Origin of the sequence: Bradyrhizobium sp. 4 (genome assembly GCF_023100905.1) — a bacterium.
Lineage (GTDB): Bacteria > Pseudomonadota > Alphaproteobacteria > Rhizobiales > Xanthobacteraceae > Bradyrhizobium.
The window spans coordinates 5,141,199-5,163,878 of the sequence record NZ_CP064686.1; the positions used below are offsets into that span (position 1 = coordinate 5,141,199).

Sequence of the window (22,680 nt, forward strand, 5' to 3'; positions counted from 1 at the left end):
CTACGCGCCGGCCGATTTTTGTTCGATCATGGCTTTTTCGATCGCCGTGAGCGCCGCGGCCGCATTGGCGCCGTCGGGGCCACCGGCCTGCGCCATGTCGGGACGGCCGCCGCCGCCCTTGCCGCCAAGCGCCTCGGAGGCGACCTTCACCAGATTGACCGCATTGAAACGCGAGGTGAGGTCCGCGGTGACGCCAACGACGACGCCGGCCTTGCCATCCTCGGTGACGCCGACGATGGCGACGACGCCGGAGCCGATCTGCTTCTTGCCGTCGTCGGCAAGGCTCTTGAGATCCTTCATCTCGATGCCCTCGACCGCGCGCGCCATCAGCTTGACGTCGCCGACTTCGCGCACGCCGGAGGCCGCGCCGTTGCTCGAAGCTGCACCGCCGCCCAGCGCCAGCTTCTTGCGGGCGTCGGAGAGTTCGCGCTCGAGCTTCTTGCGCTCCTCCATCAGCGCGGCAATGCGCGCCGGGACGTCGTCGATCGAGGTGCGCAGCTCGTGAGCCGCGGTCTTCGCCAGCGCCATGGTGTCGTTGGCGTGTTTTCGCGCGTAGTTGCCGGTCAGCGCCTCGATGCGGCGCACGCCGGAGGCGACCGCGCTCTCGCCCGTCAGCGTGATCAGCCCGATGTCGCCGGTGCGCTTCACATGCGTGCCGCCGCACAGTTCGACCGACCAGCCGAGTGCGTTGGCGCCGCGCTCGCGCGCGGTCCGGCCCATAGAGACGACGCGAACCTCGTCGCCATATTTCTCGCCGAACAGGGCGCGTGCGCCGGCTTCGCGGGCTTCGTCCACGCCCATGACGCGGGTCGAGACTTCGTCATTCTCCAGCACCACGTCGTTCGCGATGTCCTCGACCCGCGCGAGCTCTTCCGCCGTGATCGGCTTCGGATGCACGAAGTCGAAGCGCAGCCGATCCGGCGCAACCATCGAGCCGCGCTGGGCGATGTGGTCGCCGAGCACCTGGCGCAGCGCCTCGTGGATTAGATGCGTGGCCGAGTGATGCGCGCGGATCGAAAAGCGCCTGCCGTGATCCACTTCGAGCTGCAGCGCGGTGCCGAGCTTCAGCTCGCCGCTCTCGACCATGCCGACGTGAACGAAGAAATCGCCGAGCTTCTTCTGCGTGTCGGTGACGCGGAATTTGATGCCGCCCTCGCCGGTCAATACGCCGGTGTCGCCGACCTGGCCGCCGGACTCCGCGTAGAACGGCGTCTGGTTCAGCACGATCGCGCCGGTGTCGCCGGCCTTGAGGCTCGTGGCTTCCTTGCCGTCCTTGACCAGCGCGGTCACCACGCCTTCAGCGCTCTCGGTCTCGTAACCCAGGAATTCGGTTGCGCCCAGCTTCTCACGCAGCGGGAACCAGATCGCCTCGGAAGCAGCTTCGCCAGACCCCTTCCAGGATTCGCGCGCCTTGGCCTTCTGACGCTCCATCGCATCGGTGAACGAAGCCTGGTCGACGCTGATGCCGCGCGACTTCAGCGCGTCCTGCGTCAAATCGAGCGGGAAGCCGTAGGTGTCGTACAGCGTGAAGGCGACGTCGCCGTCGAACATGTCGCCCTTCTTCAAGGACGCGCTCTTCTCGTCGAGAATGGCGAGGCCGCGCGTCAGCGTCTTGCGGAAGCGGGTCTCTTCCAGCCGCAGCGTTTCCTCGATCAAATTTTCCGCGCGCATCAGATCCGGATAGGCCTGGCCCATCTCGCGCACCAGCGCCCAGACCAGCCGATGCATCAGCGGCTCTTGCGCACCGAGCAGCTGCGCATGGCGCATCGCGCGGCGCATGATCCGGCGCAGCACATAGCCGCGGCCCTCGTTCGAGGGCAGCACGCCGTCGGCGACGAGGAAGGCCGACGAACGCAGATGGTCGGCGATGACGCGGAACGAGGCCACGGTCTTCTCGTCCGGCCCGCTTCCCAAGGCAGACGCCGTCGCGTCGATCAAATGACGGAACAGGTCGGTCTCGAACACGCTGTCGACGCCCTGCATGATGCAGGCCATGCGCTCCAGTCCCATGCCGGTGTCGATCGAGGGACGCGGCAGCGCCACGCGCTCCTCCTTCGTCACCTGCTCGTACTGCATGAACACCAGGTTCCAGAATTCGAGGAAGCGATCGCCGTCCTCCTCCGGGGAGCCCGGAGGCCCGCCCCAGATGTGCTCGCCGCGATCGATGAAGATTTCCGAGCACGGGCCGCACGGGCCGGTGTCGCCCATCGCCCAGAAATTGTCCGAGGTCGGGATGCGGATGATGCGGTCCTCGGAGAAGCCAGCGATCTTCTTCCACAGTCCGGCCGCCTCGTCGTCGGTGTGGTAGACCGTGACGAGCAGCTTGTCCTTCTTGAGCCCGTATTCCTTCGTGATCAGCTTCCACGCCAGCTCGATCGCGCGCTCCTTGAAATAGTCGCCGAACGAGAAGTTGCCGAGCATCTCGAAGAAGGTGAGATGGCGCGCGGTGTAGCCGACATTGTCGAGGTCATTGTGCTTGCCGCCGGCGCGCACGCATTTTTGCGAGGTGGTGGCGCGCTGGTAGGGCCGCTTCTCGACGCCGGTGAAGACGTTCTTGAACTGCACCATGCCGGCATTGGTGAACATCAATGTCGGGTCGTTGCGCGGCACCAATGGCGAGGACGACACGATCTCGTGGCCGTTCTCGGCAAAGAAGTTCAGAAAGGTCGACCTGATCTCGTTGACGCCGCTCATGTTCATCCAATCGGGTGTGCTTGCACCCGCCTTCCAGCCATCCAAACCGCCAGTTTGGGCTGATATCTGCGGGTCAAAGCGCTTTTAGACAAGGCCAGCTTCGCTGTCCAGAAACTGTGCAGCCAGATCAAGGCGTTGCCGCAGTCGCGTAATCCGTTGGAAAGCCGCCGATGCCGCGTTGACAGGCTTGGCCGGCCTGTGGTCTTTACCCGTCTGTATCGTACGGCCACGTCGGGAGAGACCGGCACTGGTGCCGGCGCCGAAGGAGCAACCGCCCCGGAAACTCTCAGGCAAAAGGACCGCGTGGCTTTGACAGCATCTGGAAAGAGGCGCCGACGGGTTTAGGTCCGGACAGCGTCCGCCGACGGGATAATACTCTCAGGCACAGCGACAGATGGGGCTTCGACTGGTGTCCACGGGAAATCGTTCCCGGGGAACCGCCGAGGGCCCCCCGATGCTTGCGCGTGACGACAAAGACTCCCTGAAACGTACCCCCCTTTACGATCTTCATGTCTCGCTCGGCGGCAAGATGGTGCCGTTCGCGGGCTATGACATGCCGGTGCAATATCCGGCCGGAGTCCTGAAGGAGCACCTTCACACCCGCAACGCAGCCGGCCTGTTCGACGTCTCCCACATGGGCCAGATCGCGCTCCGGCCGAAATCGGGCAAGGTCGAGGACGCCGCCCGCGCGCTGGAACGGCTGGTGCCGCAGGATATCATGGCGATCGCGCCTGGCCGGCAGCGCTACGCCCAGTTCACCAATGCCGAGGGCGGAATTCTGGACGATCTGATGGTCGCCAATTTCGGCGATCACTTCTTCCTGGTCGTCAATGCCGCCTGCAAGGCCGAGGACGAGGCGCATCTGCGCGCGAATCTCTCGGACGACTGCGTCATCGAGCAGCTGGCCGACCGCGCGCTGATTGCGCTGCAGGGGCCGAAGGCGGAATCGGCGCTGGCGAAATTATGTGCAGAGGCGCCCGACATGAAATTCATGGATACCGGCCCGCACAAGGTCGCCGGCCTCGACTGCTTCGTCTCGCGCTCCGGCTATACCGGCGAGGACGGCTTCGAGATTTCGGTTCCTGCCGGCGATGCCGAACGGCTCGCCAAGGCCCTGCTGGACAATCCGGACGTCATGCCGATCGGGCTCGGCGCCCGTGACAGCCTGCGGCTCGAAGGCGGGCTTTGTCTTTACGGCCACGACATCGACACCGCGACCACGCCGGTCGAGGCCGCACTGGAATGGTCGGTGCAGAAGAGCCGCCGCACCGGCGGTGCGCGTGCCGGCGGCTTCCCCGGCGCGGCACAGATTCTCGCCCATTTCGACCATGGCGCGTCCCGCCGCCGCGTCGGCCTGCGCACCGAGGGCCGCGCGCCGGTGCGCGAGGGCGCGCTGCTGTTTGCGGACGCGACCTCCGCCGAGCCGATCGGAAAGGTCACCTCGGGCGGTTTCGGCCCGAGCCTGAATGCGCCGGTCGCGATGGGCTATGTGCCCACGGCATCGAGCGCGATCGACACAAAACTCTTCGCCGAGGTGCGCGGCCAACGCCTGGCCGTGCAAATCGCCGCCATGCCCTTCGTGAAAAACACCTACAAACGCTGAGGACCGAGAAAATGACCACGACGCTCTACACCTCCGACCACGAATGGCTCGCGATCGACGGCGATGTCGCCACCGTCGGCATCACCGACTACGCGCAATCGCAGCTCGGCGACGTCGTGTTCGTCGAATTGCCCAAGCTCGGCCGCACGCTGAAGAAGGCCGAACCCGCCGCCGTCGTGGAATCCGTGAAGGCCGCATCGGACGTCTACGCGCCTGTGACCGGCGAAGTGCTCGAGACCAACGCTGCGCTCGCCGCCGAGCCCGCACTGGTGAACTCGGATGCGCAAGGCGCGGCCTGGTTCTTCAAGATCAAGATTGCCGACAAGAGCGAGCTCGGCGGTCTGATGGACGAAGCGGCGTACAAGGCCCACACGGCGTGAGATGATGCGAACTCCGACCTCATATTCGGTGTCATCGTCCGCCTTGTGCGCACTGCGCACTGGGGCGGACGATCCAGTACGCCGCGGCCCATCGGCCCCAGCCGAAGCGGCTGCGTTTACTGGATGCCCCGCCTTCGCGGGGCATGACGGCGACAAGAACATCTGAAGCGAGGACCCATGATGACCGCGCACCGCAAATCCAACGGCGACACCACCAGCTTCGTCCGCCGCCACATCGGCCCCTCCGCGCGCGACGTCACCGCGATGCTCGAGGCCGTCGGCGCGAACAGCGTCGATACGCTGATGGCGCAGACGCTGCCGGCCTCGATCCGGCAGGCCGCCCCGCTCGATCTCGGCAAGCCGCTCAGCGAGACCGAGGCGATCGCGCATATGGGCGAGCTCGCCGCCCAGAACCAGGTCTTCACCTCGCTGATCGGCCAGGGCTATTCCGGCACGATCCTGCCTGCGGTGATCCAACGCAACATTTTGGAGAACCCGGCCTGGTACACGGCGTACACGCCCTACCAGCCCGAAATCAGCCAAGGCCGGCTCGAGGCGCTGCTCAACTTCCAGACCATGATCTGCGACCTCACCGGGCTCGACGTCGCCAACGCCTCGCTGCTCGACGAGGCCACCGCTGCCGCCGAAGCGATGGCGCTCGCGGAGCGGCACTCACGGGTCGAAGCAAAGGCCTTCTTCGTCGACAAGGACGTGCATCCGCAGACGCTCGCGGTGATGCGCACCCGCGCGGAGCCCCTGGGCTGGACCCTGGTCGTCGGCGATCCCCTCACCGATCTCGACAAGACGGACGTGCTTGGCGCGCTGCTGCAATATCCGGGCAGTTCAGGCGCTGTGCGCGACCTCAGGCCCGCGATCGCCAGCCTGAAGGCCAAGGGCGCGCTCGCGATCATCGCCGCCGATCTGCTGGCGCTGACACTGCTCGCCTCGCCCGGCGAGCTCGGCGCGGACATCGCCATCGGCTCGGCGCAACGTTTTGGCGTGCCGATGGGCTATGGCGGACCGCACGCGGCCTATATGGCGGTGCGCGATGCGCTCAAGCGCTCGCTGCCTGGCCGCATCGTCGGCCTCTCCGTGGATTCGCGCGGAATGCCGGCCTATCGCCTCGCGCTGCAGACCCGCGAGCAGCACATCCGTCGCGAGAAGGCGACCTCCAACATCTGCACCGCGCAGGTGCTGCTCGCCGTGATCGCCTCGATGTATGCGGTCTATCACGGCCCCGAAGGCCTTTCGCAGATCGCGCGCAACGTGCATCGCCGCGCCGCCGTGCTGGCGGCCGGCCTGCGCAAGCTCGGCTTTACGCTTCAGTCCGACAATTTCTTCGACACGCTCAGCGTGGATGCAGGTGGCAAACGCGCCGAGATCGTCGCGCGCGCCGCTGCCGACAAGATCAACCTTGGCGTCGGCGAAACCGCATTGCGGATCGCGCTCGACGAGACCACCACGCCCGCGACGGTCGAAGCGGTCTGGCGCGCCTTCGGCGGCCAGCTTGCCTATGCCGAGATTGACGCCACCACGCGCGAGGCGCTGCCGGAGACGCTCAAGCGCGCGACCTCTTTCCTCACCCACCCCGTCTTCCACGCGCATCGCTCGGAAACCGAGATGCTGCGCTACATGCGCAAGCTCAGCGATCGCGACCTCGCGCTCGACCGCGCGATGATCCCGCTTGGCTCGTGCACCATGAAGCTGAACGCGACCACCGAGATGATGCCGCTGACCTGGCCCGAGTTCGGCTCGCTGCATCCGTTCGCCCCGCGCGAGCAGGCACGCGGCTATCACGCGCTGTTCGCGCGCCTGGAGAAGTGGCTGTGCGACATCACCGGCTATGACGCGATCTCGCTGCAGCCGAACTCGGGCGCGCAAGGCGAATATGCCGGGCTTCTGGCCATCCGCGGCTATCACGCGGCGCGTGGCGAGACGCATCGCAAGATCTGCCTGATCCCCTCCTCCGCCCACGGCACCAACCCGGCTTCGGCCGCGATGGTTGGCATGGACGTGGTGGTGGTCGCCTGCGAAAAGAACGGCGATGTCGACGTCAACGATCTCCGCGCCAAGGCCGAGAAGCATTCGAACGACCTCGCCGCTGTCATGATCACCTATCCCTCGACCCATGGCGTGTTCGAGGAGCACATTCGCGAGATCTGCGACATCGTGCATGGCCATGGCGGCCAGGTTTATCTCGACGGCGCCAACCTCAACGCGCAGGTCGGCTTGTCCCGGCCCGGCGACTACGGCGCCGATGTCAGCCATCTCAATCTGCACAAGACCTTCTGCATTCCGCATGGCGGCGGCGGCCCGGGCATGGGCCCGATCGGCGTCAAGGCGCACCTTAAGCCGTTCCTGCCCGGTCATCCCGCGACGGATGGGAAAGCGCCCGTGGGGCCGGTCTCGGCCGCGCCGTTCGGCTCGGCTTCGATCCTCACCATCTCCTACATCTACATCCTGATGATGGGCGGCGAAGGCCTCAAGCGCGCCACCGAGATCGCGATCCTCAACGCCAACTACGTCGCAGCAAGGCTCGATGCGCACTTCCCGGTTCTCTACAAGAACGAAAAGGGCTGCGTCGCGCACGAGTGTATCGTCGATCCCCGCGCGCTGAAGACGACCTCAGGCGTCACCGTCGACGACATCGCCAAGCGCCTGATCGACTACGGCTTCCACGCGCCCACCATGAGCTTCCCTGTGCCGGGCACTCTGATGATCGAGCCGACCGAGTCGGAATCCAAGGCGGAGCTGGATCGCTTCTGCGATGCCATGATCGCGATCCGGAAGGAAATCGCCGAGGTCGAAGCCGGCCGCTTCAAGATCGAGGCGTCGCCGCTGCGTCATGCCCCACACACCGTGCATGACATCGCGGATGACGATTGGAAGCGCGCCTACACCCGCGCCGAGGGCTGCTTCCCCGCAGGCACCTCGCGCACCGACAAATACTGGAGCCCGGTGGGGCGCGTCGACAACGTCTATGGCGACCGCAATCTGGTGTGCTCGTGCCCGCCGGTGAGCGATTACGCGGAGGCGGCGGAGTAAGACGCGACGGAGGTTTCGTAGGGTGGGTTAGCTGGCGGTGGCGCGAAGGCGCAGACCGCCGGCGTAACCCACCGCTTTAGCTTCCGCGGCGACGAACAGTGGTGGGTTACGCCGTGCGAACTGCGCTGCGCGCAGTCGCAGGGCTAACCCACCCCCTACGGCACTGAACGCGCATCTAGGGCGCAACCAACGATCGGCTTTCGCGATCCCACCGCCACAGCCGTTCATTGGTCAGCTCAGTCCCACCCCACCATCGGTGGATCGGGTTATGACGGAGGAAATCGTCTTCTCCTGCCAGCACCGCCTTCCCAAAATCGGTGAGCGACAAACGGGACTGCTTGTATCGCGCGTGACGGAGAGGATCGTTGTGCATGTCGAGCGTAAACGGCCCCTCGTCGAGCCCCGATATCGCCGGCTCCGGACATCGCACGAGGCCATCGAGCAGCGCTCCGACTTCCCAGTAGTCGAAAACGCGCCGCTCATTGCGTTTCTGCTCACCCGGGAAAACGTCAAAGGGATGCACGTCGCCCGGTGCGATCAACTCCAGCATTCGCGTTTCAGTCGCTCCAAGACCGATGGCGACACTCGGAAGCTCGTCGAGGAGGTCCGCCACACACTGACCGAGTTGCGGCAGCAGGCCTAAATCCGCCTTGAGGAGATCAAACCAGTCCTGCGGCGTCGGCGCGCGATAGGCGCGCCACGCACGGCCGGTCAGATCAAGGTGATCTTTCGTGGGGTTGACGGTCGGCGGGTTGAGCGCTGCAAGTCGCTCGGCATCGGCGCCGCCAACGGAGATGTCCAGCTGACGCATGACGAGCTTGGGAACCGCCGATTTCTCGCGCCAGCAGTAGTCGAGCAACCGGAGCAGAATCAATTGCGCATTCGGCTCTGACTCCATCCACAATTCGACCGAGTCGCATTCAGCGAACAATTCGATCAATCCGCGATCCTTCGCACCCGATCCTTCGAGACGCCAGCGCGGCGTATCATCCAGCCAATGAAGGCCATGTGGCTGCTTGGTGCGTGGCGCAAAAAACGCATCGAGCTCGACATCGGACGGCAACGGTCCCCAGACCAGCCGGCGCTCGATCGCAATCACGAGATCAGCAAGGCCGGCGCGTTGGATCGCGCCGGCGGTGGACGAGTCCGTTGTCACAATGAGCCGCATCATGCCGGTGGCCTCAAGGCTTCGTCAAAGAAGGGCCGTAGCGCCACAGCCGATCGTTGGTCAGCCGCGTGCCGCCCCACCAGCGATCGATTGGATTGTGGCGGCTGAAATCTTCCCTGCCCGCCAGCACCGACCTCCCAAACTCCGTTATCGACAATCTGCTCCGCAGATAAGCCTCATCACGGTCCCTCAGATTCTCTCGGCGGGTATTCCGCAGTTCATCGTCGAGTCCGGCAATCGCGGGTCTCGGACCTAGCGCAAGTCCGTGCAGCAACCACCCCAGCTCAAACTCGCTAAAAACACGCGTACGGCGAAGACTACGCAGATGGAACAATGCATTCGTCCGTTCGTAACCCCGTGCAATGAGTTCGAGGAATCGCATTTCCGTCGCGCCGAGCCCCGTCGAAATTGACGGAAGCTCCGCCAGCAAGTCGATCAAGGCCGGCTTTAGCATCGGCAGGGCACTCAGATCGTTGTCAACGAGGCCGACACAGGCCTCGGGCGTCGGCGCGGCGTAGGCCAGCCAAGCCTTCCTTGCCGTTGCGAGTTCATCCGAGGTGATGTCGACAGCCGGAATGTAGGACAGCGACTTACTAATGTTCGCCGCCTCCTGTGAGATGAGATCGAAGGCAGTCAGTCGGAGCTTTGACTTGGCCACGGTCTCTGGGTGGGAGCGGAGATATTCGAGCAGCCAGATCAGCTGGAGCTGATCATTTGGGGTCCGATCGAACCACAATTCGACGACGTCGTAGGATTGGCAGAACTCGACCAGCGAGAGATGTCTGCGGTCTTCGGCAGCCGACGGCCGGCGTCCAACGAAGTCCGACCAGTGCGTCCCCGGACCCGCTCCCCCCGAGCGAGCGGCGACATAGACTGCAAGTTCGTTAAGAGGCGGAGGCCCATCGACAAAGCGGAACGTGAAGGGGATGACGATTTCGGCAAGGCCCGAGCGCATGAGGTCGAAGCCGGACGAACTCGTCAGAAACGCACGCTTCATCGCCTAAATACTCCAGGCAAAACGAAACGGGCACTGACGACGTCGGCAACTCAACGTCCTCAGCGCCCGCTCCTCGCGAAAAACTTTACTGTTGAAGCTTACTCGTCCGCCGGCTCCTCGCCGTCGGCGTCACGCTCGGGGCTCCCGGCGAGAATCTGCTCGGCGATCAGGCCGGAGTTCTGGCGGATCGAGGTCTCGATCTTGGCGGTGATGTCGGGGTTGGCCTTCAGGAACGCCTTCGAATTCTCGCGGCCCTGGCCGAGGCGCTGGCTGTCATAGGAGAACCAGGCGCCGGACTTTTCGACGATGCCGGCCTTGACGCCGAGATCGAGGATCTCGCCCATCTTGGAGACGCCCTCGCCGTACATGATGTCGAACTCGACCTGCTTGAAGGGCGGCGCCAGCTTGTTCTTGACGACCTTGACGCGGGTGGTGTTGCCGACAACCTCGTCGCGCTCCTTGATCGCGCCGATGCGGCGGATGTCGAGACGGATGGAGGCGTAGAATTTCAGCGCGTTGCCGCCGGTGGTGGTCTCCGGCGAGCCGTACATCACACCGATCTTCATGCGGATCTGATTGATGAAGATCACCATGGTATTGGACTTGTTGATGGACGCCGTCAGCTTGCGCAGCGCCTGGCTCATCAGACGGGCCTGCAGGCCCGGCAGCGCGTCGCCCATCTCGCCCTCGAGCTCGGCTTTCGGCACCAGGGCCGCGACCGAATCGATCACCAGCACGTCGACCGCGCCGGAGCGCACCAGCGTGTCGCAGATTTCCAGCGCCTGCTCGCCGGTGTCCGGCTGGGAGATCAGGAGCTCGTCGATGTTGACGCCCAGCTTGCGCGCATAGACCGGGTCGAGCGCGTGCTCGGCGTCGATGAAGGCGCAGATGCCGCCCTTCTTCTGCCCTTCCGCAACCGTGTGCAGCGCCAGCGTGGTCTTGCCCGAGGATTCCGGCCCGTAGATCTCCACGACGCGCCCCTTCGGCAGGCCGCCGATCCCGAGCGCGATATCGAGCCCCAACGAGCCCGACGAGATCGCCTCGACATCCATCGAACGGTCGTTCTTGCCCAGCTTCATCACCGAGCCCTTGCCGAACTGCCGCTCGATCTGGGAGAGCGCGGCGGCGAGAGCTTTACTCTTGTCCATGGAGGATCCTTCGACGATACGCAGGGCAGTGGTGGACATCGGGTCGTGCTCCTTATGACGAGGATTCGCGTGAGGGACAAACGATTGGCGAGGCGGCGCGGCGATAAAAGCAATGTACCCTATTTGTTCTAGGTTCGCAATATGTTCTTTTGGGAATTTGCACGCTCTGGCTGACGCGCATCAAAGACGGATGACCCGCACGCCGCCAGAATTCGGTAATCCTGCGGCACCGAACCTTTCGCGGTCTGCGGCCTTCTCTTGGATGAGACTGCAACTCTGGGACTTCCAATCATGACGGAAAATACGCATCACGATACGAGCCGGCGCACTCCGCTGCTGGAGGCCGCGCGGGAGGAACTGAGGAAGTTCGAGCGCAAGGAAAACGAGTTCCGCAAGAAGGATCGCGAAGAGCGTGCCGCCGAACTCCATCTGCCGCTGGACGCGATCAAGGTTCACTAAGGCCGCGGGGACGAGGGCTTAGGAGCTGACAGGCCGGCTGGCTGGGCAGGCGGCGGCGGTGTTCGCCAGCGGCAACGCGCCAGCGACGAGGCCGGAGCGGCGCCATTGATCTCAAAAAGATCGGCACGGGAATCGGGATTCGGATGGCCGTGGAGGCGAGTCCGAGTCGATATGGTATCCAATTACTACCAGTAAACTATTGATTGAACGAGAGAATTTTCCGGCGGGCTACTGTGCATGGGGTTGTTTTCGTGTTTTTGAAAGGCGCGCATGGGCCTTTCCAGTCATGGAGCCATATCCCGGCACCCAACGCCGCCTATAGCAGAACCAGCAACCCGATGCCGATCACCAGCACGACGAAGCCAGCCGCCGTCGCGGCGGCGAATGACCGCTCTACGTTGTCCATGATGCCACCCCGTTGCCGGTGCGCCACGTTTCCCCCATGGCAGCACCGTCGCTGCGAAATCTCGCCTGCGGTTGTGTCCTGAGTTGTGCGAACGGATGTCGAAATTGGGACCGGTGCGGGGCCAGTCTGCGGCCCGCCGCGCTCCGGCTTTCGCTGCCACCGTCAGCCTTGTCAGGCTGTCGTAAGCTGAGCCGGCTAGGTTCGCCTGGCTATGGTGTTGCAGCCCAGCACCTCAGCCTCCAATAACCTTTCCCCGCTTGGTTCTTCCAAGCGGGGTTTTTCATTCCGATTTTGATGCCGATTTCCATGCCGGCCGGCCGGTTTGCGAACCGCCCTCCTCCTGCGTCAGCCGCAGCGAGAAGGCGCGGATCGCCGGCGCCGCGAGCAGCACGATCGGCAGCATCGCCGCCCATGCGATCAGCCACGACACCATCCAGTGCGCGAGGAAGTCCAGTGCGTTCCCTGCCGGAAAGCTGGCGATGCCCGCGGCGATCAGCGAGGTCAGTCCGGACTGGATGATTCCGAACACGAAATGAGAATAGCGGCGGGGGATGCCCGGCATGACGCGCCCATGTTGCTTAGCCTCATCGGGCCAAGCAAGGCACATGCCGCGTTCCGGAAGGCGCCCTTACCCATCCCAGGAACTCTGTTCTTGGTCGGAGAACCACGGGCATGAGGTCTCGCGCCGCCGCGCGTGGCCGGCGTCTTTCGACATCCGATTTCGAATGTTTCGGAGCGCCTGCGTTTGCGAGATAGCCGTGAGCTATCCGGGGCTTACCGACAGATTCAACTTCCCCCGGAATATTATGCCGCCCAGCATGTTCTCAGTGATGGAAGTGAATCGTGGGAGAAGGCCATGAATCACAGGGGCGTCGAGTTCACCGTCGCCAAGACGGCACTTCCCGGCATCTGGCAGTGGCAGTTCCGGATCGGCGAGCAGATCAAGACCGGCCGAACCGAGACCAAGATCGATCTGTTGGCGATCCGGCGGGTGCAGCTGCGCATCGATCGGGAGCTGAAGGCCATCGGGCGCAAAACCGCCTGAGCGGCAGGCCTAAACGGCAGGACCGAGATCGGCGGCGGGCTGGCGCGCCCCGGCGCGCCGCAGCCGTCATGGCCTATAGGACGCAGCGGCTCCCATGGGGCTATTCCGTAGCCGACCGGAATTGATCTGCCGACGGTTTGGGATTGGACTGCCCGCGATTATGGCCGTGGGGACGGAGCCATCAGGCGCGATCGGTGCGAACCATGCCGCTCTACTTCTTTCGAATCCGGAACGGCAGCTATTCCGGCTGTGCCGACCAGGCGTCGGAATTTGCCGATCGCGATCTGGCCTGGAAGGAGATGACCAGCGTCTGCGCCGACATGGCTGCCGGCATCGCCCGCAAGCTCCAGGAAAATTCCGAATGGAATATGGAGCTGCTGGACGAGGCCAAAGAGCCCGTGTTCCGGATCCGCATCACATCGGAAACCTTCGAATAGGGGCCAAGCCTAATCCGCGCTGGGCAGCCGCCGCATCGTGAATTCGATGTCGCCGCCGGGCAGCTCGCGCCAGGTCTCGACCGCGCTCATATAGCCGGCCTTGGGGTAGCGGGTGAAGAAGGCCTGCGCCCTCTCCCGTGCCGCCGCGCGTGGCAGCGTGAAGGTTTCGCGCAGATAGCCGTCGCCGGCCCTCGCGCCGGGCTTGCCGCCCATCTTGCGCCGGCGCGCCATCCGCTCGGCGAGATCTCGCGGACGATCGGCCATATCCCGCCTCCTTTACGCAATACGCTCTCGCGCAATGTAGGAAGCGGGCCGGCCGAAATGGAGTCCCGGCCGGAGGCATCAGCCGCCTCCGATCGGACAGAGGGTCAATTGGCAGTCGTGCCGGACTTCTTCTTCGGCGCACCGGTCGCGGCCGACGCCTTTGGCGCCGCCGCCTGCTTCGGCGGGTCGGAGCGCATGCCGCCCCAGGGATCGTTGGAGGCCTTGGAATCCGGAATCTTCTTCAGCGTTTCCTTGTAGGCCTTGTCACGCTCGGCTTCCGCGGCCTTCTCCTCAGGGGTCTTGCCCGGACCGTCCTGCAGCAAATTGAGATTGGGCATTTGCGCAGAGGCCGGTCCCGCCAGCACGGTCGGTCCCGCCAGAACAGCCAGCACCGCGGCCATACGGAAAAGCTTCATCATCGACTCCTTGATCATCCATGGCGGCGCGGGTCGCCCGCGCCTTGTCACCCCTGGCACAACCGCAGGGGCTGCTCGGCCCGCTAGAGCCGGTCCGATTTGCACGATTTCGGCGCGTGGAGCCAGTCGTCCCAGATCGGGCCGCACTTGGTGCACCCGTTCAGCAACAGGCCGAGCCCGGCCAGACAAAACACGAGGACATACCGACGCAACATCACCCACCCATACCCACTCCGTGGCATCATACCGGGCGAAGTCAGGCATTTTCAAGCCGACGGGACCCGCGGCAGTCCGGGTGACTTTGCCGCGCCGGTCCGCTCGGAATGCCGAACATCCGGCAACACGGAGGAAACGACAGCAATGCCATCGCAGCCAGAAGCCGAGTTCGGCATCACTGAAGCCAGACGCATCCTCGGCGAGGTCTTTGCGCCCTGGGTCCAGGATCTCAACCTGTCGGTCGAGCGCATCGAGCATCTGCCGCCGTCGGACGTGCCGGACTGGCAGCCGGCAGCGCTCCTGCGCATGCCTTTCTCGGAGCGCCTGTGCCGCAACGGCGGCGTGGTCTGCGGCCAGGCGCTGATGGCACTCGCCGATACCGCCATGGTGATTGCGAACCTCGCCGCCAACCGCGGTTATCGTCCGATGACGACGGTCGACCAGACCACGCATTTCATGCGCGCAGTCTCCTCGTCGGACGTGCTGGCCGACGCCCGCGTGGTCCGACTCGGGCGCACCATGAGCTTTGGCCGGGTCACGCTGCTCTCGGCCACCGACAACAAGCCGGTGGCGATGGTGTCGAGCGCGTTCGCGATGCTGCCGGGGTGAGCATCAAAGAAGAAAGCCGCGTGAGCGCACAGCGCACCGCGGCTCTCGATAGCGTCATGTCGAGGCAGGAAATGCGATCGCGCGTCGCGCCGTCACGCGGGAGAAGTCACTTGCCGAGCACTTCGTCAGCCGCCGTGACGATGCTGACGTTCGGATTCTTTCCGCAATAGCTGCCGAACTGCTTGGCGTTCTCGACGAACACGTCGGTGTCGATGATCGCGTTCTCTTCATCTCCCTTGTACCAGCCGTCCATCCAGGTCAGCACCATCTTGATGGTGTCGTCGCCGCTCTCCAGGAACTGTTTGCAGCTCATGGTCGCGAGATCGAGCTTGGTGGCATGGGCGGGCATGGACGACAGCGAGAGCGCTGCGGCGAACAGAAGCGAAAGCGTGGTCTTCATCAATATCTCCATCGGCGCGTAGCGCCACAAAGAAACGGCTTGGGGGAAAATCCGCGGAGTGACTTCCGCTTCGACGTCGTAAACGAAATCTGAAGCGCTGTGCAAGTAGCGCCAGTATTGAGTTTAGTTCAACGTAATTTCTATGCACTACTTCACAAATATCATTATGGATTAACGCGGATGATCGAGAAGCGTGCAGCGCAGCGTTACCGTGTTTTCAAGGGTGGAACGATCACCTTTGAAAATTGCGGCATCACGTGCACGGTGCGAAACATGTCGGCGGACGGCGCCGCAATCGACCTCGATACCCTCGTCGCAGTGCCGCAATCGTTCACGCTCGCGATCGCGCGCGACAATTTCGTGCGGAAATGCCGCCCCGTCTGGCGCAGCGAGAGGCGCATCGGCCTCGCTTTCGTACAGTAGTGCATACCGTGTGAATGATCATTCGCATCACATCCACAACACGATGATCATTGCTTGATGCGACGGCGACGGCTCACGCAGATTCACATGGGTTGCCGGTGTCGCGGGCGAGCACGACGACGAAACCTCGCCTGGCCAGCAGGCTCGCTATGGGCCAGCCGTTTGCCGCCCGATGCTTGGCTGCGGTGACGATGCGAGGAGCGTGATGAGAGCGGCCAAATAGCAGGAGCGGGTCGCCAGCGCCCGCCTCACCTATTTCGGCTTCTTGGCAGGTTCAGGCGGACGCGCCCCGCTCCACGGATCGTACTTCTCCTTGGACTCGGGAATGCGCTCGAGTGCGGCCTTGTAGGCCTTCTCGTCGACCTTGGGCTTGTTGTCCGCCTTCTGGCCGCCCTCGTTAGGCTGACGCCTGCCGCCGCCCATCTGCGCCTGCGCGGAGGCAACCGCCAGCGCTAGCACCGCGGCCGCTATGACCAAAATCCTCATGGACGCAATCCCCCTCGTCTGGCGCACAAACTAGCCGGCAATTATGGAATAGCCAATGCTGCGGGCTCCAAGGGCCTGAGGAAATCTTGGCTTCGGGAATACTGGCTTCAGCAAATCTTGATCGGCCGGGTCTTCGTCGGATCGCATTCGTGCCTATTTTGGCCCGCAGGGGACCTTCACGGATGTTGCGGATCATTATTCATGCCGCGCTGCTAGCCAGCGCGCTCGCGCTCGGGGCCTGCGGCTTTGCGGACAGCCGCGCACCGGTGCCCGAGTTCATGCGCATGAAGGAGGCCGAGCAGCCTCCGCCCGAAGCGCCCCCTGACGTCAAACGCGTCGTGCGCGAGCAGATCGAATTCGTCTTCCTCAGCACGTCCTATCCGCGTGAGGTGCATGTCGCCACGCCTCATCGTGAGGTGCGGGGACCGGGCTGGACAGCTTGCGTCCGCGCCCAGCTCACCTCGGCGACCGGCTCGCCGCTCGGCCCACAGACCTACATCGTGACCATATCGGGCGGAAAGGTAATCGATCGCCGCCGCGCCGAAGCGGACGACATCTGCGGATCGGAAAGCTACGAACCGATCTAGGAACAAATCACGCCGACAAGCGATCCGGTTCCGGGAAAAACCTGCAGTTCTGCCGGAACGATCGCCGCCTCCCCTTCTTGTTACCGCCGAGGGCAGTTTCGAGGAGGACATGATGAGGACATTCACGATTGCATTGCTGGCTGGCGTCGGAGCCTTGGCAGCGGTGAGCGGCGCGAAGGCCGCCGACATCTACACGACCAGCGAATACACCAGCCCCGATCTCGTCCAGGAAGTGCGGCTGGTCTGCGACGATTCCGGCAATTGCTATCGCACCCGCGGCGGCTCGCGCGTGATTGTGCGCGACTCCTACGCGACCATGCCGCGCGACCGTTACTACGAGCGCCGCACCTATCGTGACTGGGACGATGGTCCGCGCGGCGGCGTCGGCATCCGCGCGCCCGGCGTCAGTGTTGGCGTCGGTGTCGGCGATCGCTGGTAGTCGATGAAGCCATGACAGGCAGGACCGGACGAGACAACTCGCCCGGTCCTGTCCATGTCAGGTTTCGAGCGGATCTGCCGGCGTGACGACACGCGTTGCCGACGGAAGCTGCGCGATGAAGCGGGCGAGCACCATGCCAGCACACATCGCGGCGACGAAGATGAATGCGGACGCCGAGCCAAATCCGAGCGCGGTCAACGCCGGGCCTGGACAAAAGCCTACAAGGCCCCAGCCGATACCGAAGATGGCGGGACCGGCGATAATTCTCGGATCGATATCTTTTCGCGTTGGGACATGGAAGCGATCGGCGAAGACAGGCCGCGCCAGTTTCAAGACGCGACTGAAGCCGATGAAGGTCACCGCGACCGCGCCGGCCATCACGAAAGCGAGGCTTGCATCCCACGTTCCCGCCGGGATGCCGCCAACGTCCAGGAAATTCAGGACCTTCGCCGGGTTCGACATACCTGAGACGATGAGGCCAAGGCCAAAGACCACACCGATTCCGAATTGAATGAGGATTGTCATCGCGGTCAGGTCCAGTGCCGCATCACGAAGACGGTCGCCATGCCGGCCGCCATGAAGGTCATGGTCGCGACCAGCGATCGCACCGACAACCGCGACAAGCCACAGACGCCGTGGCCGGAGGTGCAACCGCTACCCCACACCGCGCCAAAACCGGTGAGCAGTCCCGCGACAATCAGAAGCGGCGTTCCGGCGGCGATCGTTTGCGCCGGCAGGCTTCCGGTGACAAGGCGCACCAGGACGGGCGCGATGACGAGGCCCGCGACGAAGGCGAGCCGGCCGGCGAATTGCCGACCCTCGTAAGGCGGAAACAGCCGCGCCGCGATTCCGCTGACTCCCGCGATTCGCCCCGTCGTCCACATCAGCAGCACGGCGGACAGGCCGATCAACGCGCCGCCAAAGAGCGACGCAATCGGCGTAAAAGGTGTGACGACCATGATGATCCTCCGGGTCGAGAGCAATTCTGTCGTATCCATCGGAACATCCGGCGGATGCTCAACGAGACGTTAATATTACCACTCGAATTGAAGCGGCGTCCCAACGGTATTTTCCAATCTTTGCGCTAAGCATGGCCTCCTGAACGGGGACGACGGGACGTGGTCGACATCGCGCACCAGGCTGCGATCAATCCGGCATCGGCAAAGCCTGCCGCGACGGCGCGCGCGCGCGTCCCGCTTACGGCGATCGAAGCCGGCCAATGGCGCGCACTCGCGCAGCGCGCGATCGAGCCGAACGGATATTACCTGCCGGGCTGGGAGCTCGCTGTCAGTGCAACCGCGCGCGGCCGCACCGATGCCTCGGCGCTTCCCGCATACGATGGATCGCGGCTGATCGGGCTTATGCCGGTGATCTCGCTCTGGCGGGCATGGAAGATCCCCCTGCCCGCGCTGGTGAGCGCCCATCCCTACGGCACGCTGTGCAGCCCGCTGATCGACCGCGATGCCCCGACCGAGGCAGCGACGCGCCTGTTGCAGCAGGCCCGCGCGACAGGAGCGCATGCGCTCGTGCTGAACGATGTCGCGCTCGATGGGGCCGCAATGACCGCCCTCAACCAGGTTCTGAATCGCGACGGCCTGAAGCCGCGCCTCCTGAGCTCCTACATCCGCGCCAGCCTGGACGCGACGGTGGATGGTGAGACGCTGCTACGCAACGCGCTCGGTACCAAAAAGCTCAAGGAGCTGCGCCGCCAACGGCATCGTCTCGAAGACCACGGCACCGTCGTGTTCGAGGTCGCGCACAGCCCCGACGAGATCGGACCGGCGCTCGAAACATTCCTGCAGCTCGAAGCCAGTGGCTGGAAGGGCAAGCGCGGAACCGCGCTGGTCCAGCATGCCGGCGATGCAACCTTCATCCGCCGCGCCGTTCCCGCGCTGGCAGAAACCGCGCAATGCGAGATCATCACCCTTCGCGCCGGCGCCACGCCGGTGGCCGCCGGCATCGTGCTGCGCCATCAGGATCGCGCTTTCTTCTTCAAGCTCGGTATCGACGAGCGCTTTGCCAGATATTCGCCGGGCGTGCAGCTCACGCTCGAGCTCACCCGCCGCCTTTGCGCCGATCCGGCCATCGCCAGCGCGGATTCCACGGCGAGCGCCGATCACCCCATGATCAACCCGATCTGGCGCGGGCGCTTCGCCGTCGGCGACGTGCTCATACCGTTGCGGCGGAACGACCCCATCGTGGCGCTCGTTCACGGAGCGCTCGCGGCGCACGGCATCGCCTACGCGGCGGCGCGCCGCGCAGTTCGCCTGCTTCGTAAATAGGATAGCTCCTACTCCGCCGCCTGCGCGTTGATCTCCGCCGAGACCTCGCGGATGGCGCGCGCGAGCATGTTGGGATCCTGCGCGCCGGAGACGGCGTATTTTTGCGCAAACACGTAGGTCGGCACGCCGGAGATGCCCTTCTCGGCGGCTTCCTGCGCGTCCGCCGATACGCGGGCGACGTCCTCGTCGGTGGCGAGGCGCTTGCGCACGTCGTCGGCATCGAGGCCGACATCGGCAGCCGCCTTTACAAGCACGTTCAAATCGGTGAGGTCGCCGCCGTCGCGGAAATACAGCTCCATCAGGCGCTGCTTCATCTCGGGCGCCTTGCCGATCGCCTCGGCCCAGAGGATCAGGCGGTGGCAGTCGGTGGTGTTGGGCTGACGCGCGACAAGCTCCGGCCGGTAGACGAGCCCCTCTTCGCCCGCGGCCGCAACGACGCGTCCCGCAATGCCCTTATAGGCCTCGACCGAGCCGAACTTCTTGGTGAGATACTCCTCCCGGCTGATGCCCTCGGACGGCACCCAGGGATTGAGGAAGAAGGGACGGAAATTGAGCTTGACCGGAACGTCGGGCACCAGCGCCAGCGCACTCTCGATCCGGTGCTTGCCGATATAGCACCAGGGGCACACCACGTCGGAAACGACGTCGATCTGGAGCGGCTTTAGGGTGCTCATGAGCGCCTCCTTCGGGCGTTGCGGGTTGCGCCCAAAGATAAGCCGAACCCGTTCCGAGGCAAGGCCGCTAGCTCATGGCTGCTGCCATTTGTCGGAGCCGCTCGGCAGTGCGCTCGTCGGCCGGGAAGAAGGTTTCCAGAGCCAGCTCCGACAGCGTGATGTCGACGGGCGTACCGAACACCATGGTGGTGGAGAAGAAACTGAGTATCTCCCCGTCGTGGCGCAGCTTGAAGGGGATCGCGACATTGTCGCTCGACAGCGGCGCCGCGCGCGCCGGGATCCGATAACTCTTCAGGTCGTTGTACAGCTTGATCAGCTCGGGATCGGCCGTCGCCTCGCATTGCCGGTGCAACCGCTCCAGGAGATGCCCGCACCATTCCGCGAGATTGACCGTGCGCGGCGCCAGCGCCTCGGGATGGAAGGCGAGCCGCAGCACGTTCAAGGGCTGGCCGAGCAGTCGCTGCGGAATGCCGGCGAGCAGCGGCGCCAGCATGCGGTTGGCGGAGACCAGATTCCAGTGCCGGTCATAAGCCAGCGCCGGATTCGGCTCGTGCGCCCTGAGGACGAGGTCGATCGCCTGGCGGGCTGATTTCAAGGCGGGATCCTCCAGCGGGCGCTGCGGAAAGGCCGGGGCATAGCCGGCGGCGACCAGCAGCACGTTGCGTTCGCGCAAGGGCACGTCGAGACGTTCGGCGAGTCTGAGCACCATGTCGCGCGAGGGTGCGGCGCGGCCGGTCTCGACGAAGCTCAAATGCCGCGCCGAGATTTCGGCCTCGCCGGCGAGATCGAGCTGGCTCATGCGGCGGCGCTGCCGCCATTCGCGCAAATGGTCGCCGATATGGATTGGCTGGCTGCGTTCGGCCTGTGCCGTGGATGCATGTGCGTTCATGGTCGAAAACCTAGCACGCAGATTTCGGCCCTTCCATTACGTCGGAGGTAATCGAATTGGCCCGCGGGCCGGCGCATCTTGGGTCGCAACAGGAGACGACCATGATCGCACTGCTGCTCTACCGGACCGTCACAGACCAGCTAGTTCCCTGGGCCATGGCGCTCGCAACCCGGATGCTGGCGCGCAGCCTCAACATGCCCGAGCCGCTGGTGCATTCGACTGGCGACTACGTCGTCGCGCAGGTCACGGCCTTCGAGCACAGTGTCGGCGGGAGCCTCTGCCCGTTCCGCCTCGCCCGCCTGCTTCGGGCCTGGTGGCGCGGATTGCACTGAGTTTCACCTCGAGCCCACCCCAACCATGGAGACCCACGATGATCGACGCATCCACCTTCCTTCGCCGCGCGCTCCTTGCCGACGCGATCTTCAGCGGCGTCGCCGCTCTCGGCTTCAGGTTCGGCGCCAGCGCGTTCGCGTCGCTGTTCAACCTGCCTGAAGCGCTGCTGCGCGAGACCGGCCTGTTCCTGATCGCCTACACGGCACTCGTCGGCTGGCTCGCCTCACGTGCCTCCGTGGCAAAGCCGCTCGTGCTGCTGGTCGTCGTCGGCAACGCGGCCTGGACGGTCGGCAGCATTGCGCTGCTGCTCTCGGGCGCGGTGTCGCCGAACCTTGCCGGCGAGCTCATGGTCGTGGCACAGGCGATCGCGACCGGCGTGTTTGCCGAACTGCAATATGTGGGATTGCGCAGGAGCGGGAGTGTGCTGGCTGCCTGAGGCCACATCACTCGCTGTCGTCGCCCGGCTTGATCGGGCGACCCAGTATTCCAGAGGCAGTCGTCGCATACGGAAAGGCCGCGGCGTACTGGATGCCTCGCTTTCGCGGGGCAGGACAGTTGTGCGAGAAGCTCGAACTCAGGCTACGCCCGCGCGCGGCCGTTCGCCTTGCCAACAGCGACGCCGTTGAGCTTCTTCTTTTTGGCGGCCTTCGCACCCGCCTTCTGCGCTTTGCGCTCCGTGCGCGCCTTCACCTTGGCACGGTCGGCCCGCGCCTCGGCGCGCAGCTTCTTGCGCTTCTTCTCGCAAGATTCACACTTGCAGCCGATCGGCTTCAGGTAGGCTTTGAAATAATCGGTGCCGTAGTCGTAATTGATCTCGTCGCCCGGCTCGATGTTCTTGATGGCGCGGATGAAGACCTTGCGCTCGCGCGGCCGAACGTCGGATTCGGCGTTGGGCCGGCACGAATGGTTGATATAGCGCGCGAGGTTCTTGCGCACCGAGCCGTCGATGGTCCAGCGGCCGTTGAGCTCGAACAGGTATTTGTTCTCGATGTCGTCGTGCTCGGGAATCCGGGAGTCCAGGATCGGTCCGTAATAACGGATGATCCGGGTGCCCTTCTTGATCGGCTTGGTGGCGAAGAGGCCGAGCCCGGTTTTCGAGCGGCCGACGCGATAAGGTTTGTTGGACGAGGTGGCTGGCATGATCACGAAAAACGAGGACGCGAACGAGGCTGAAAGAGCCCAAGCGAAGCCGCTCTTCTAGAACGATTCCGCGCCGCTGTCAGGTGTCTGTCGACCCTGTTTGAACCTTGCCCACAATCAAGACGTCTGATGGTACGGAG

The 22,680-nt window shown here is 64.4% G+C and carries 27 protein-coding genes and 1 riboswitch; of the genes, 13 read left to right on the plus strand and 14 right to left on the minus strand.

Going from position 1 to position 22,680, the window contains the following annotated elements; genetic code table 11:
- Positions 1-2,694 carry an alanine--tRNA ligase gene (gene alaS / locus IVB45_RS24520; protein WP_247362498.1) on the minus strand — a complete coding sequence of 898 codons (2,694 nt, stop codon included), beginning with the start codon at positions 2,692-2,694 and terminating at the stop codon, positions 1-3.
- 222 nt (positions 2,695-2,916) lie between these two features.
- Positions 2,917-3,005, plus strand: a riboswitch (glycine riboswitch).
- A 143-nt stretch (positions 3,006-3,148) separates the two neighbouring features.
- On the opposite strand from alaS, the gene gcvT reads away from it, so the two are divergent.
- The 3 genes from gcvT (at position 3,149) to gcvP (ending at position 7,722) form a co-directional block, all read left to right on the plus strand.
- On the plus strand, positions 3,149-4,297 hold the full coding sequence (gcvT, locus tag IVB45_RS24525) for a glycine cleavage system aminomethyltransferase GcvT (RefSeq protein WP_247362501.1): 1,149 nt from the start codon (positions 3,149-3,151) through the stop codon (positions 4,295-4,297).
- Positions 4,298-4,308: 11 nt separating this feature from the next.
- A complete protein-coding gene (gene gcvH, locus IVB45_RS24530; protein WP_027567642.1) occupies positions 4,309-4,677 on the plus strand; it encodes a glycine cleavage system protein GcvH in 369 nt (122 codons plus the stop codon).
- 180 nt (positions 4,678-4,857) lie between these two features.
- Positions 4,858-7,722 carry an aminomethyl-transferring glycine dehydrogenase gene (gene gcvP, locus IVB45_RS24535; RefSeq protein WP_247362810.1) on the plus strand — a complete coding sequence of 955 codons (2,865 nt, stop codon included), beginning with the start codon at positions 4,858-4,860 and terminating at the stop codon, positions 7,720-7,722.
- A gap of 175 nt (positions 7,723-7,897) precedes the next feature.
- Here gcvP and IVB45_RS24540 read toward each other — a convergent pair whose 3' ends face one another.
- The 3 genes from IVB45_RS24540 to recA form a co-directional block, all read right to left on the minus strand.
- On the minus strand, positions 7,898-8,893 hold the full coding sequence (locus IVB45_RS24540; protein WP_247362503.1) for a hypothetical protein: 996 nt from the start codon (positions 8,891-8,893) through the stop codon (positions 7,898-7,900).
- 10 nt (positions 8,894-8,903) lie between these two features.
- Complete coding sequence (locus IVB45_RS24545; protein WP_247362505.1) at positions 8,904-9,887, minus strand: hypothetical protein; 984 nt, start codon at positions 9,885-9,887, stop codon at positions 8,904-8,906.
- Positions 9,888-9,985: 98 nt separating this feature from the next.
- Complete coding sequence (gene recA, locus IVB45_RS24550) at positions 9,986-11,074, minus strand: recombinase RecA (protein WP_027567639.1); 1,089 nt, start codon at positions 11,072-11,074, stop codon at positions 9,986-9,988.
- A gap of 252 nt (positions 11,075-11,326) precedes the next feature.
- Between recA and IVB45_RS24555 the strand changes: the two genes are divergently transcribed.
- Positions 11,327-11,494 (plus strand): hypothetical protein, encoded by a 168-nt coding sequence (locus IVB45_RS24555; protein WP_247362507.1) that lies wholly within the window; start codon positions 11,327-11,329, stop codon positions 11,492-11,494.
- Between the two features lie 686 nt (positions 11,495-12,180).
- Here IVB45_RS24555 and IVB45_RS24560 read toward each other — a convergent pair.
- On the minus strand, positions 12,181-12,462 hold the full coding sequence (locus tag IVB45_RS24560; RefSeq protein ID WP_027567638.1) for a DUF2798 domain-containing protein: 282 nt from the start codon (positions 12,460-12,462) through the stop codon (positions 12,181-12,183).
- A 294-nt stretch (positions 12,463-12,756) separates the two neighbouring features.
- Between IVB45_RS24560 and IVB45_RS24565 the strand changes: the two genes are divergently transcribed.
- Together IVB45_RS24565 and IVB45_RS24570 are read left to right on the plus strand one after the other, a co-directional pair.
- Positions 12,757-12,945, plus strand: coding sequence for a hypothetical protein (locus IVB45_RS24565; protein ID WP_027567637.1), 189 nt, complete (start codon positions 12,757-12,759; stop codon positions 12,943-12,945).
- A 203-nt stretch (positions 12,946-13,148) separates the two neighbouring features.
- Positions 13,149-13,382, plus strand: a complete 234-nt coding sequence (locus IVB45_RS24570) for a hypothetical protein (RefSeq protein WP_027518878.1) — start codon at positions 13,149-13,151, stop codon at positions 13,380-13,382.
- Positions 13,383-13,391: 9 nt separating this feature from the next.
- On the opposite strand, the gene IVB45_RS24575 is transcribed toward IVB45_RS24570, so the two are convergent.
- Together IVB45_RS24575 and IVB45_RS24580 are read right to left on the minus strand one after the other, a co-directional pair.
- Entirely contained in the window at positions 13,392-13,646 is a 255-nt protein-coding gene (locus IVB45_RS24575) for a hypothetical protein (RefSeq protein WP_027567636.1), read from the minus strand.
- A gap of 104 nt (positions 13,647-13,750) precedes the next feature.
- A complete protein-coding gene (locus IVB45_RS24580; RefSeq protein WP_027567635.1) occupies positions 13,751-14,062 on the minus strand; it encodes a hypothetical protein in 312 nt (103 codons plus the stop codon).
- A gap of 360 nt (positions 14,063-14,422) precedes the next feature.
- Here IVB45_RS24580 and IVB45_RS24585 point away from each other — a divergent pair, with 360 nt between their 5' ends.
- On the plus strand, positions 14,423-14,887 hold the full coding sequence (locus tag IVB45_RS24585; RefSeq protein ID WP_247362510.1) for a PaaI family thioesterase: 465 nt from the start codon (positions 14,423-14,425) through the stop codon (positions 14,885-14,887).
- A 106-nt stretch (positions 14,888-14,993) separates the two neighbouring features.
- Here IVB45_RS24585 and IVB45_RS24590 read toward each other — a convergent pair whose 3' ends face one another.
- Positions 14,994-15,287 carry an HdeA/HdeB family chaperone gene (locus IVB45_RS24590; protein WP_027567633.1) on the minus strand — a complete coding sequence of 98 codons (294 nt, stop codon included), beginning with the start codon at positions 15,285-15,287 and terminating at the stop codon, positions 14,994-14,996.
- A gap of 180 nt (positions 15,288-15,467) precedes the next feature.
- Between IVB45_RS24590 and IVB45_RS24595 the strand changes: the two genes are divergently transcribed.
- Positions 15,468-15,710, plus strand: coding sequence for a PilZ domain-containing protein (locus IVB45_RS24595; RefSeq protein WP_247362512.1), 243 nt, complete (start codon positions 15,468-15,470; stop codon positions 15,708-15,710).
- Positions 15,711-15,962: 252 nt separating this feature from the next.
- Here IVB45_RS24595 and IVB45_RS24600 read toward each other — a convergent pair whose 3' ends face one another.
- Positions 15,963-16,196 (minus strand): hypothetical protein, encoded by a 234-nt coding sequence (locus IVB45_RS24600; protein ID WP_007602200.1) that lies wholly within the window; start codon positions 16,194-16,196, stop codon positions 15,963-15,965.
- Positions 16,197-16,378: 182 nt separating this feature from the next.
- Between IVB45_RS24600 and IVB45_RS24605 the strand changes: the two genes are divergently transcribed.
- Both IVB45_RS24605 and IVB45_RS24610 read left to right on the plus strand, forming a co-directional pair.
- A complete protein-coding gene (locus IVB45_RS24605; protein ID WP_027567630.1) occupies positions 16,379-16,783 on the plus strand; it encodes a hypothetical protein in 405 nt (134 codons plus the stop codon).
- A 109-nt stretch (positions 16,784-16,892) separates the two neighbouring features.
- Positions 16,893-17,222 carry a hypothetical protein gene (locus IVB45_RS24610; RefSeq protein WP_247362514.1) on the plus strand — a complete coding sequence of 110 codons (330 nt, stop codon included), beginning with the start codon at positions 16,893-16,895 and terminating at the stop codon, positions 17,220-17,222.
- Positions 17,223-17,279: 57 nt separating this feature from the next.
- On the opposite strand, the gene IVB45_RS24615 is transcribed toward IVB45_RS24610, so the two are convergent.
- Both IVB45_RS24615 and IVB45_RS24620 read right to left on the minus strand, forming a co-directional pair.
- Positions 17,280-17,747, minus strand: coding sequence for a DUF6691 family protein (locus IVB45_RS24615; RefSeq protein ID WP_247362516.1), 468 nt, complete (start codon positions 17,745-17,747; stop codon positions 17,280-17,282).
- 5 nt (positions 17,748-17,752) lie between these two features.
- Entirely contained in the window at positions 17,753-18,181 is a 429-nt protein-coding gene (locus tag IVB45_RS24620; RefSeq protein ID WP_247362813.1) for a YeeE/YedE family protein, read from the minus strand.
- Between the two features lie 159 nt (positions 18,182-18,340).
- Here IVB45_RS24620 and IVB45_RS24625 point away from each other — a divergent pair, with 159 nt between their 5' ends.
- Positions 18,341-19,504 carry a GNAT family N-acetyltransferase gene (locus IVB45_RS24625; protein ID WP_247362519.1) on the plus strand — a complete coding sequence of 388 codons (1,164 nt, stop codon included), beginning with the start codon at positions 18,341-18,343 and terminating at the stop codon, positions 19,502-19,504.
- 8 nt (positions 19,505-19,512) lie between these two features.
- Here the strand turns inward: IVB45_RS24625 and IVB45_RS24630 are convergent, their stop codons facing one another.
- On the minus strand, positions 19,513-20,178 hold the full coding sequence (locus IVB45_RS24630) for a DsbA family oxidoreductase (protein ID WP_247362520.1): 666 nt from the start codon (positions 20,176-20,178) through the stop codon (positions 19,513-19,515).
- Positions 20,179-20,245: 67 nt separating this feature from the next.
- Complete coding sequence (locus IVB45_RS24635) at positions 20,246-21,067, minus strand: helix-turn-helix transcriptional regulator (protein WP_247362523.1); 822 nt, start codon at positions 21,065-21,067, stop codon at positions 20,246-20,248.
- A 101-nt stretch (positions 21,068-21,168) separates the two neighbouring features.
- Here IVB45_RS24635 and IVB45_RS24640 point away from each other — a divergent pair, with 101 nt between their 5' ends.
- Positions 21,169-21,399: a hypothetical protein gene (locus IVB45_RS24640; RefSeq protein WP_247362525.1), complete on the plus strand. Its 231-nt coding sequence runs from the start codon at positions 21,169-21,171 to the stop codon at positions 21,397-21,399.
- A 38-nt stretch (positions 21,400-21,437) separates the two neighbouring features.
- Positions 21,438-21,836 (plus strand): hypothetical protein, encoded by a 399-nt coding sequence (locus IVB45_RS24645; RefSeq protein WP_247362528.1) that lies wholly within the window; start codon positions 21,438-21,440, stop codon positions 21,834-21,836.
- Positions 21,837-21,979: 143 nt separating this feature from the next.
- Here the strand turns inward: IVB45_RS24645 and IVB45_RS24650 are convergent, their stop codons facing one another.
- Complete coding sequence (locus IVB45_RS24650; RefSeq protein ID WP_247501260.1) at positions 21,980-22,540, minus strand: SET domain-containing protein; 561 nt, start codon at positions 22,538-22,540, stop codon at positions 21,980-21,982.
- Positions 22,541-22,680 lie beyond the last annotated feature (140 nt).

Bases quoted from the DNA above. Each gene is read 5' to 3' on its own strand.
- alaS (WP_247362498.1), bottom strand. From the start codon at position 2,694: ATGAGCGGCGTCAACGAGATCAGGTCGACCTTTCTGAACTTCTTTGCC.
- gcvT (WP_247362501.1), top strand. From the start codon at position 3,149: ATGCTTGCGCGTGACGACAAAGACTCCCTGAAACGTACCCCCCTTTAC.
- gcvH (WP_027567642.1), top strand. From the start codon at position 4,309: ATGACCACGACGCTCTACACCTCCGACCACGAATGGCTCGCGATCGAC.
- gcvP (WP_247362810.1), top strand. From the start codon at position 4,858: ATGACCGCGCACCGCAAATCCAACGGCGACACCACCAGCTTCGTCCGC.
- IVB45_RS24540 (WP_247362503.1), bottom strand. From the start codon at position 8,893: ATGATGCGGCTCATTGTGACAACGGACTCGTCCACCGCCGGCGCGATC.
- IVB45_RS24545 (WP_247362505.1), bottom strand. From the start codon at position 9,887: ATGAAGCGTGCGTTTCTGACGAGTTCGTCCGGCTTCGACCTCATGCGC.
- recA (WP_027567639.1), bottom strand. From the start codon at position 11,074: ATGTCCACCACTGCCCTGCGTATCGTCGAAGGATCCTCCATGGACAAG.
- IVB45_RS24555 (WP_247362507.1), top strand. From the start codon at position 11,327: ATGACGGAAAATACGCATCACGATACGAGCCGGCGCACTCCGCTGCTG.
- IVB45_RS24560 (WP_027567638.1), bottom strand. From the start codon at position 12,462: ATGCCGGGCATCCCCCGCCGCTATTCTCATTTCGTGTTCGGAATCATC.
- IVB45_RS24565 (WP_027567637.1), top strand. From the start codon at position 12,757: ATGAATCACAGGGGCGTCGAGTTCACCGTCGCCAAGACGGCACTTCCC.
- IVB45_RS24570 (WP_027518878.1), top strand. From the start codon at position 13,149: ATGCCGCTCTACTTCTTTCGAATCCGGAACGGCAGCTATTCCGGCTGT.
- IVB45_RS24575 (WP_027567636.1), bottom strand. From the start codon at position 13,646: ATGGCCGATCGTCCGCGAGATCTCGCCGAGCGGATGGCGCGCCGGCGC.
- IVB45_RS24580 (WP_027567635.1), bottom strand. From the start codon at position 14,062: ATGAAGCTTTTCCGTATGGCCGCGGTGCTGGCTGTTCTGGCGGGACCG.
- IVB45_RS24585 (WP_247362510.1), top strand. From the start codon at position 14,423: ATGCCATCGCAGCCAGAAGCCGAGTTCGGCATCACTGAAGCCAGACGC.
- IVB45_RS24590 (WP_027567633.1), bottom strand. From the start codon at position 15,287: ATGAAGACCACGCTTTCGCTTCTGTTCGCCGCAGCGCTCTCGCTGTCG.
- IVB45_RS24595 (WP_247362512.1), top strand. From the start codon at position 15,468: ATGATCGAGAAGCGTGCAGCGCAGCGTTACCGTGTTTTCAAGGGTGGA.
- IVB45_RS24600 (WP_007602200.1), bottom strand. From the start codon at position 16,196: ATGAGGATTTTGGTCATAGCGGCCGCGGTGCTAGCGCTGGCGGTTGCC.
- IVB45_RS24605 (WP_027567630.1), top strand. From the start codon at position 16,379: ATGTTGCGGATCATTATTCATGCCGCGCTGCTAGCCAGCGCGCTCGCG.
- IVB45_RS24610 (WP_247362514.1), top strand. From the start codon at position 16,893: ATGATGAGGACATTCACGATTGCATTGCTGGCTGGCGTCGGAGCCTTG.
- IVB45_RS24615 (WP_247362516.1), bottom strand. From the start codon at position 17,747: ATGACAATCCTCATTCAATTCGGAATCGGTGTGGTCTTTGGCCTTGGC.
- IVB45_RS24620 (WP_247362813.1), bottom strand. From the start codon at position 18,181: ATGGTCGTCACACCTTTTACGCCGATTGCGTCGCTCTTTGGCGGCGCG.
- IVB45_RS24630 (WP_247362520.1), bottom strand. From the start codon at position 20,178: ATGAGCACCCTAAAGCCGCTCCAGATCGACGTCGTTTCCGACGTGGTG.
- IVB45_RS24635 (WP_247362523.1), bottom strand. From the start codon at position 21,067: ATGAACGCACATGCATCCACGGCACAGGCCGAACGCAGCCAGCCAATC.
- IVB45_RS24640 (WP_247362525.1), top strand. From the start codon at position 21,169: ATGATCGCACTGCTGCTCTACCGGACCGTCACAGACCAGCTAGTTCCC.
- IVB45_RS24645 (WP_247362528.1), top strand. From the start codon at position 21,438: ATGATCGACGCATCCACCTTCCTTCGCCGCGCGCTCCTTGCCGACGCG.
- IVB45_RS24650 (WP_247501260.1), bottom strand. From the start codon at position 22,540: ATGCCAGCCACCTCGTCCAACAAACCTTATCGCGTCGGCCGCTCGAAA.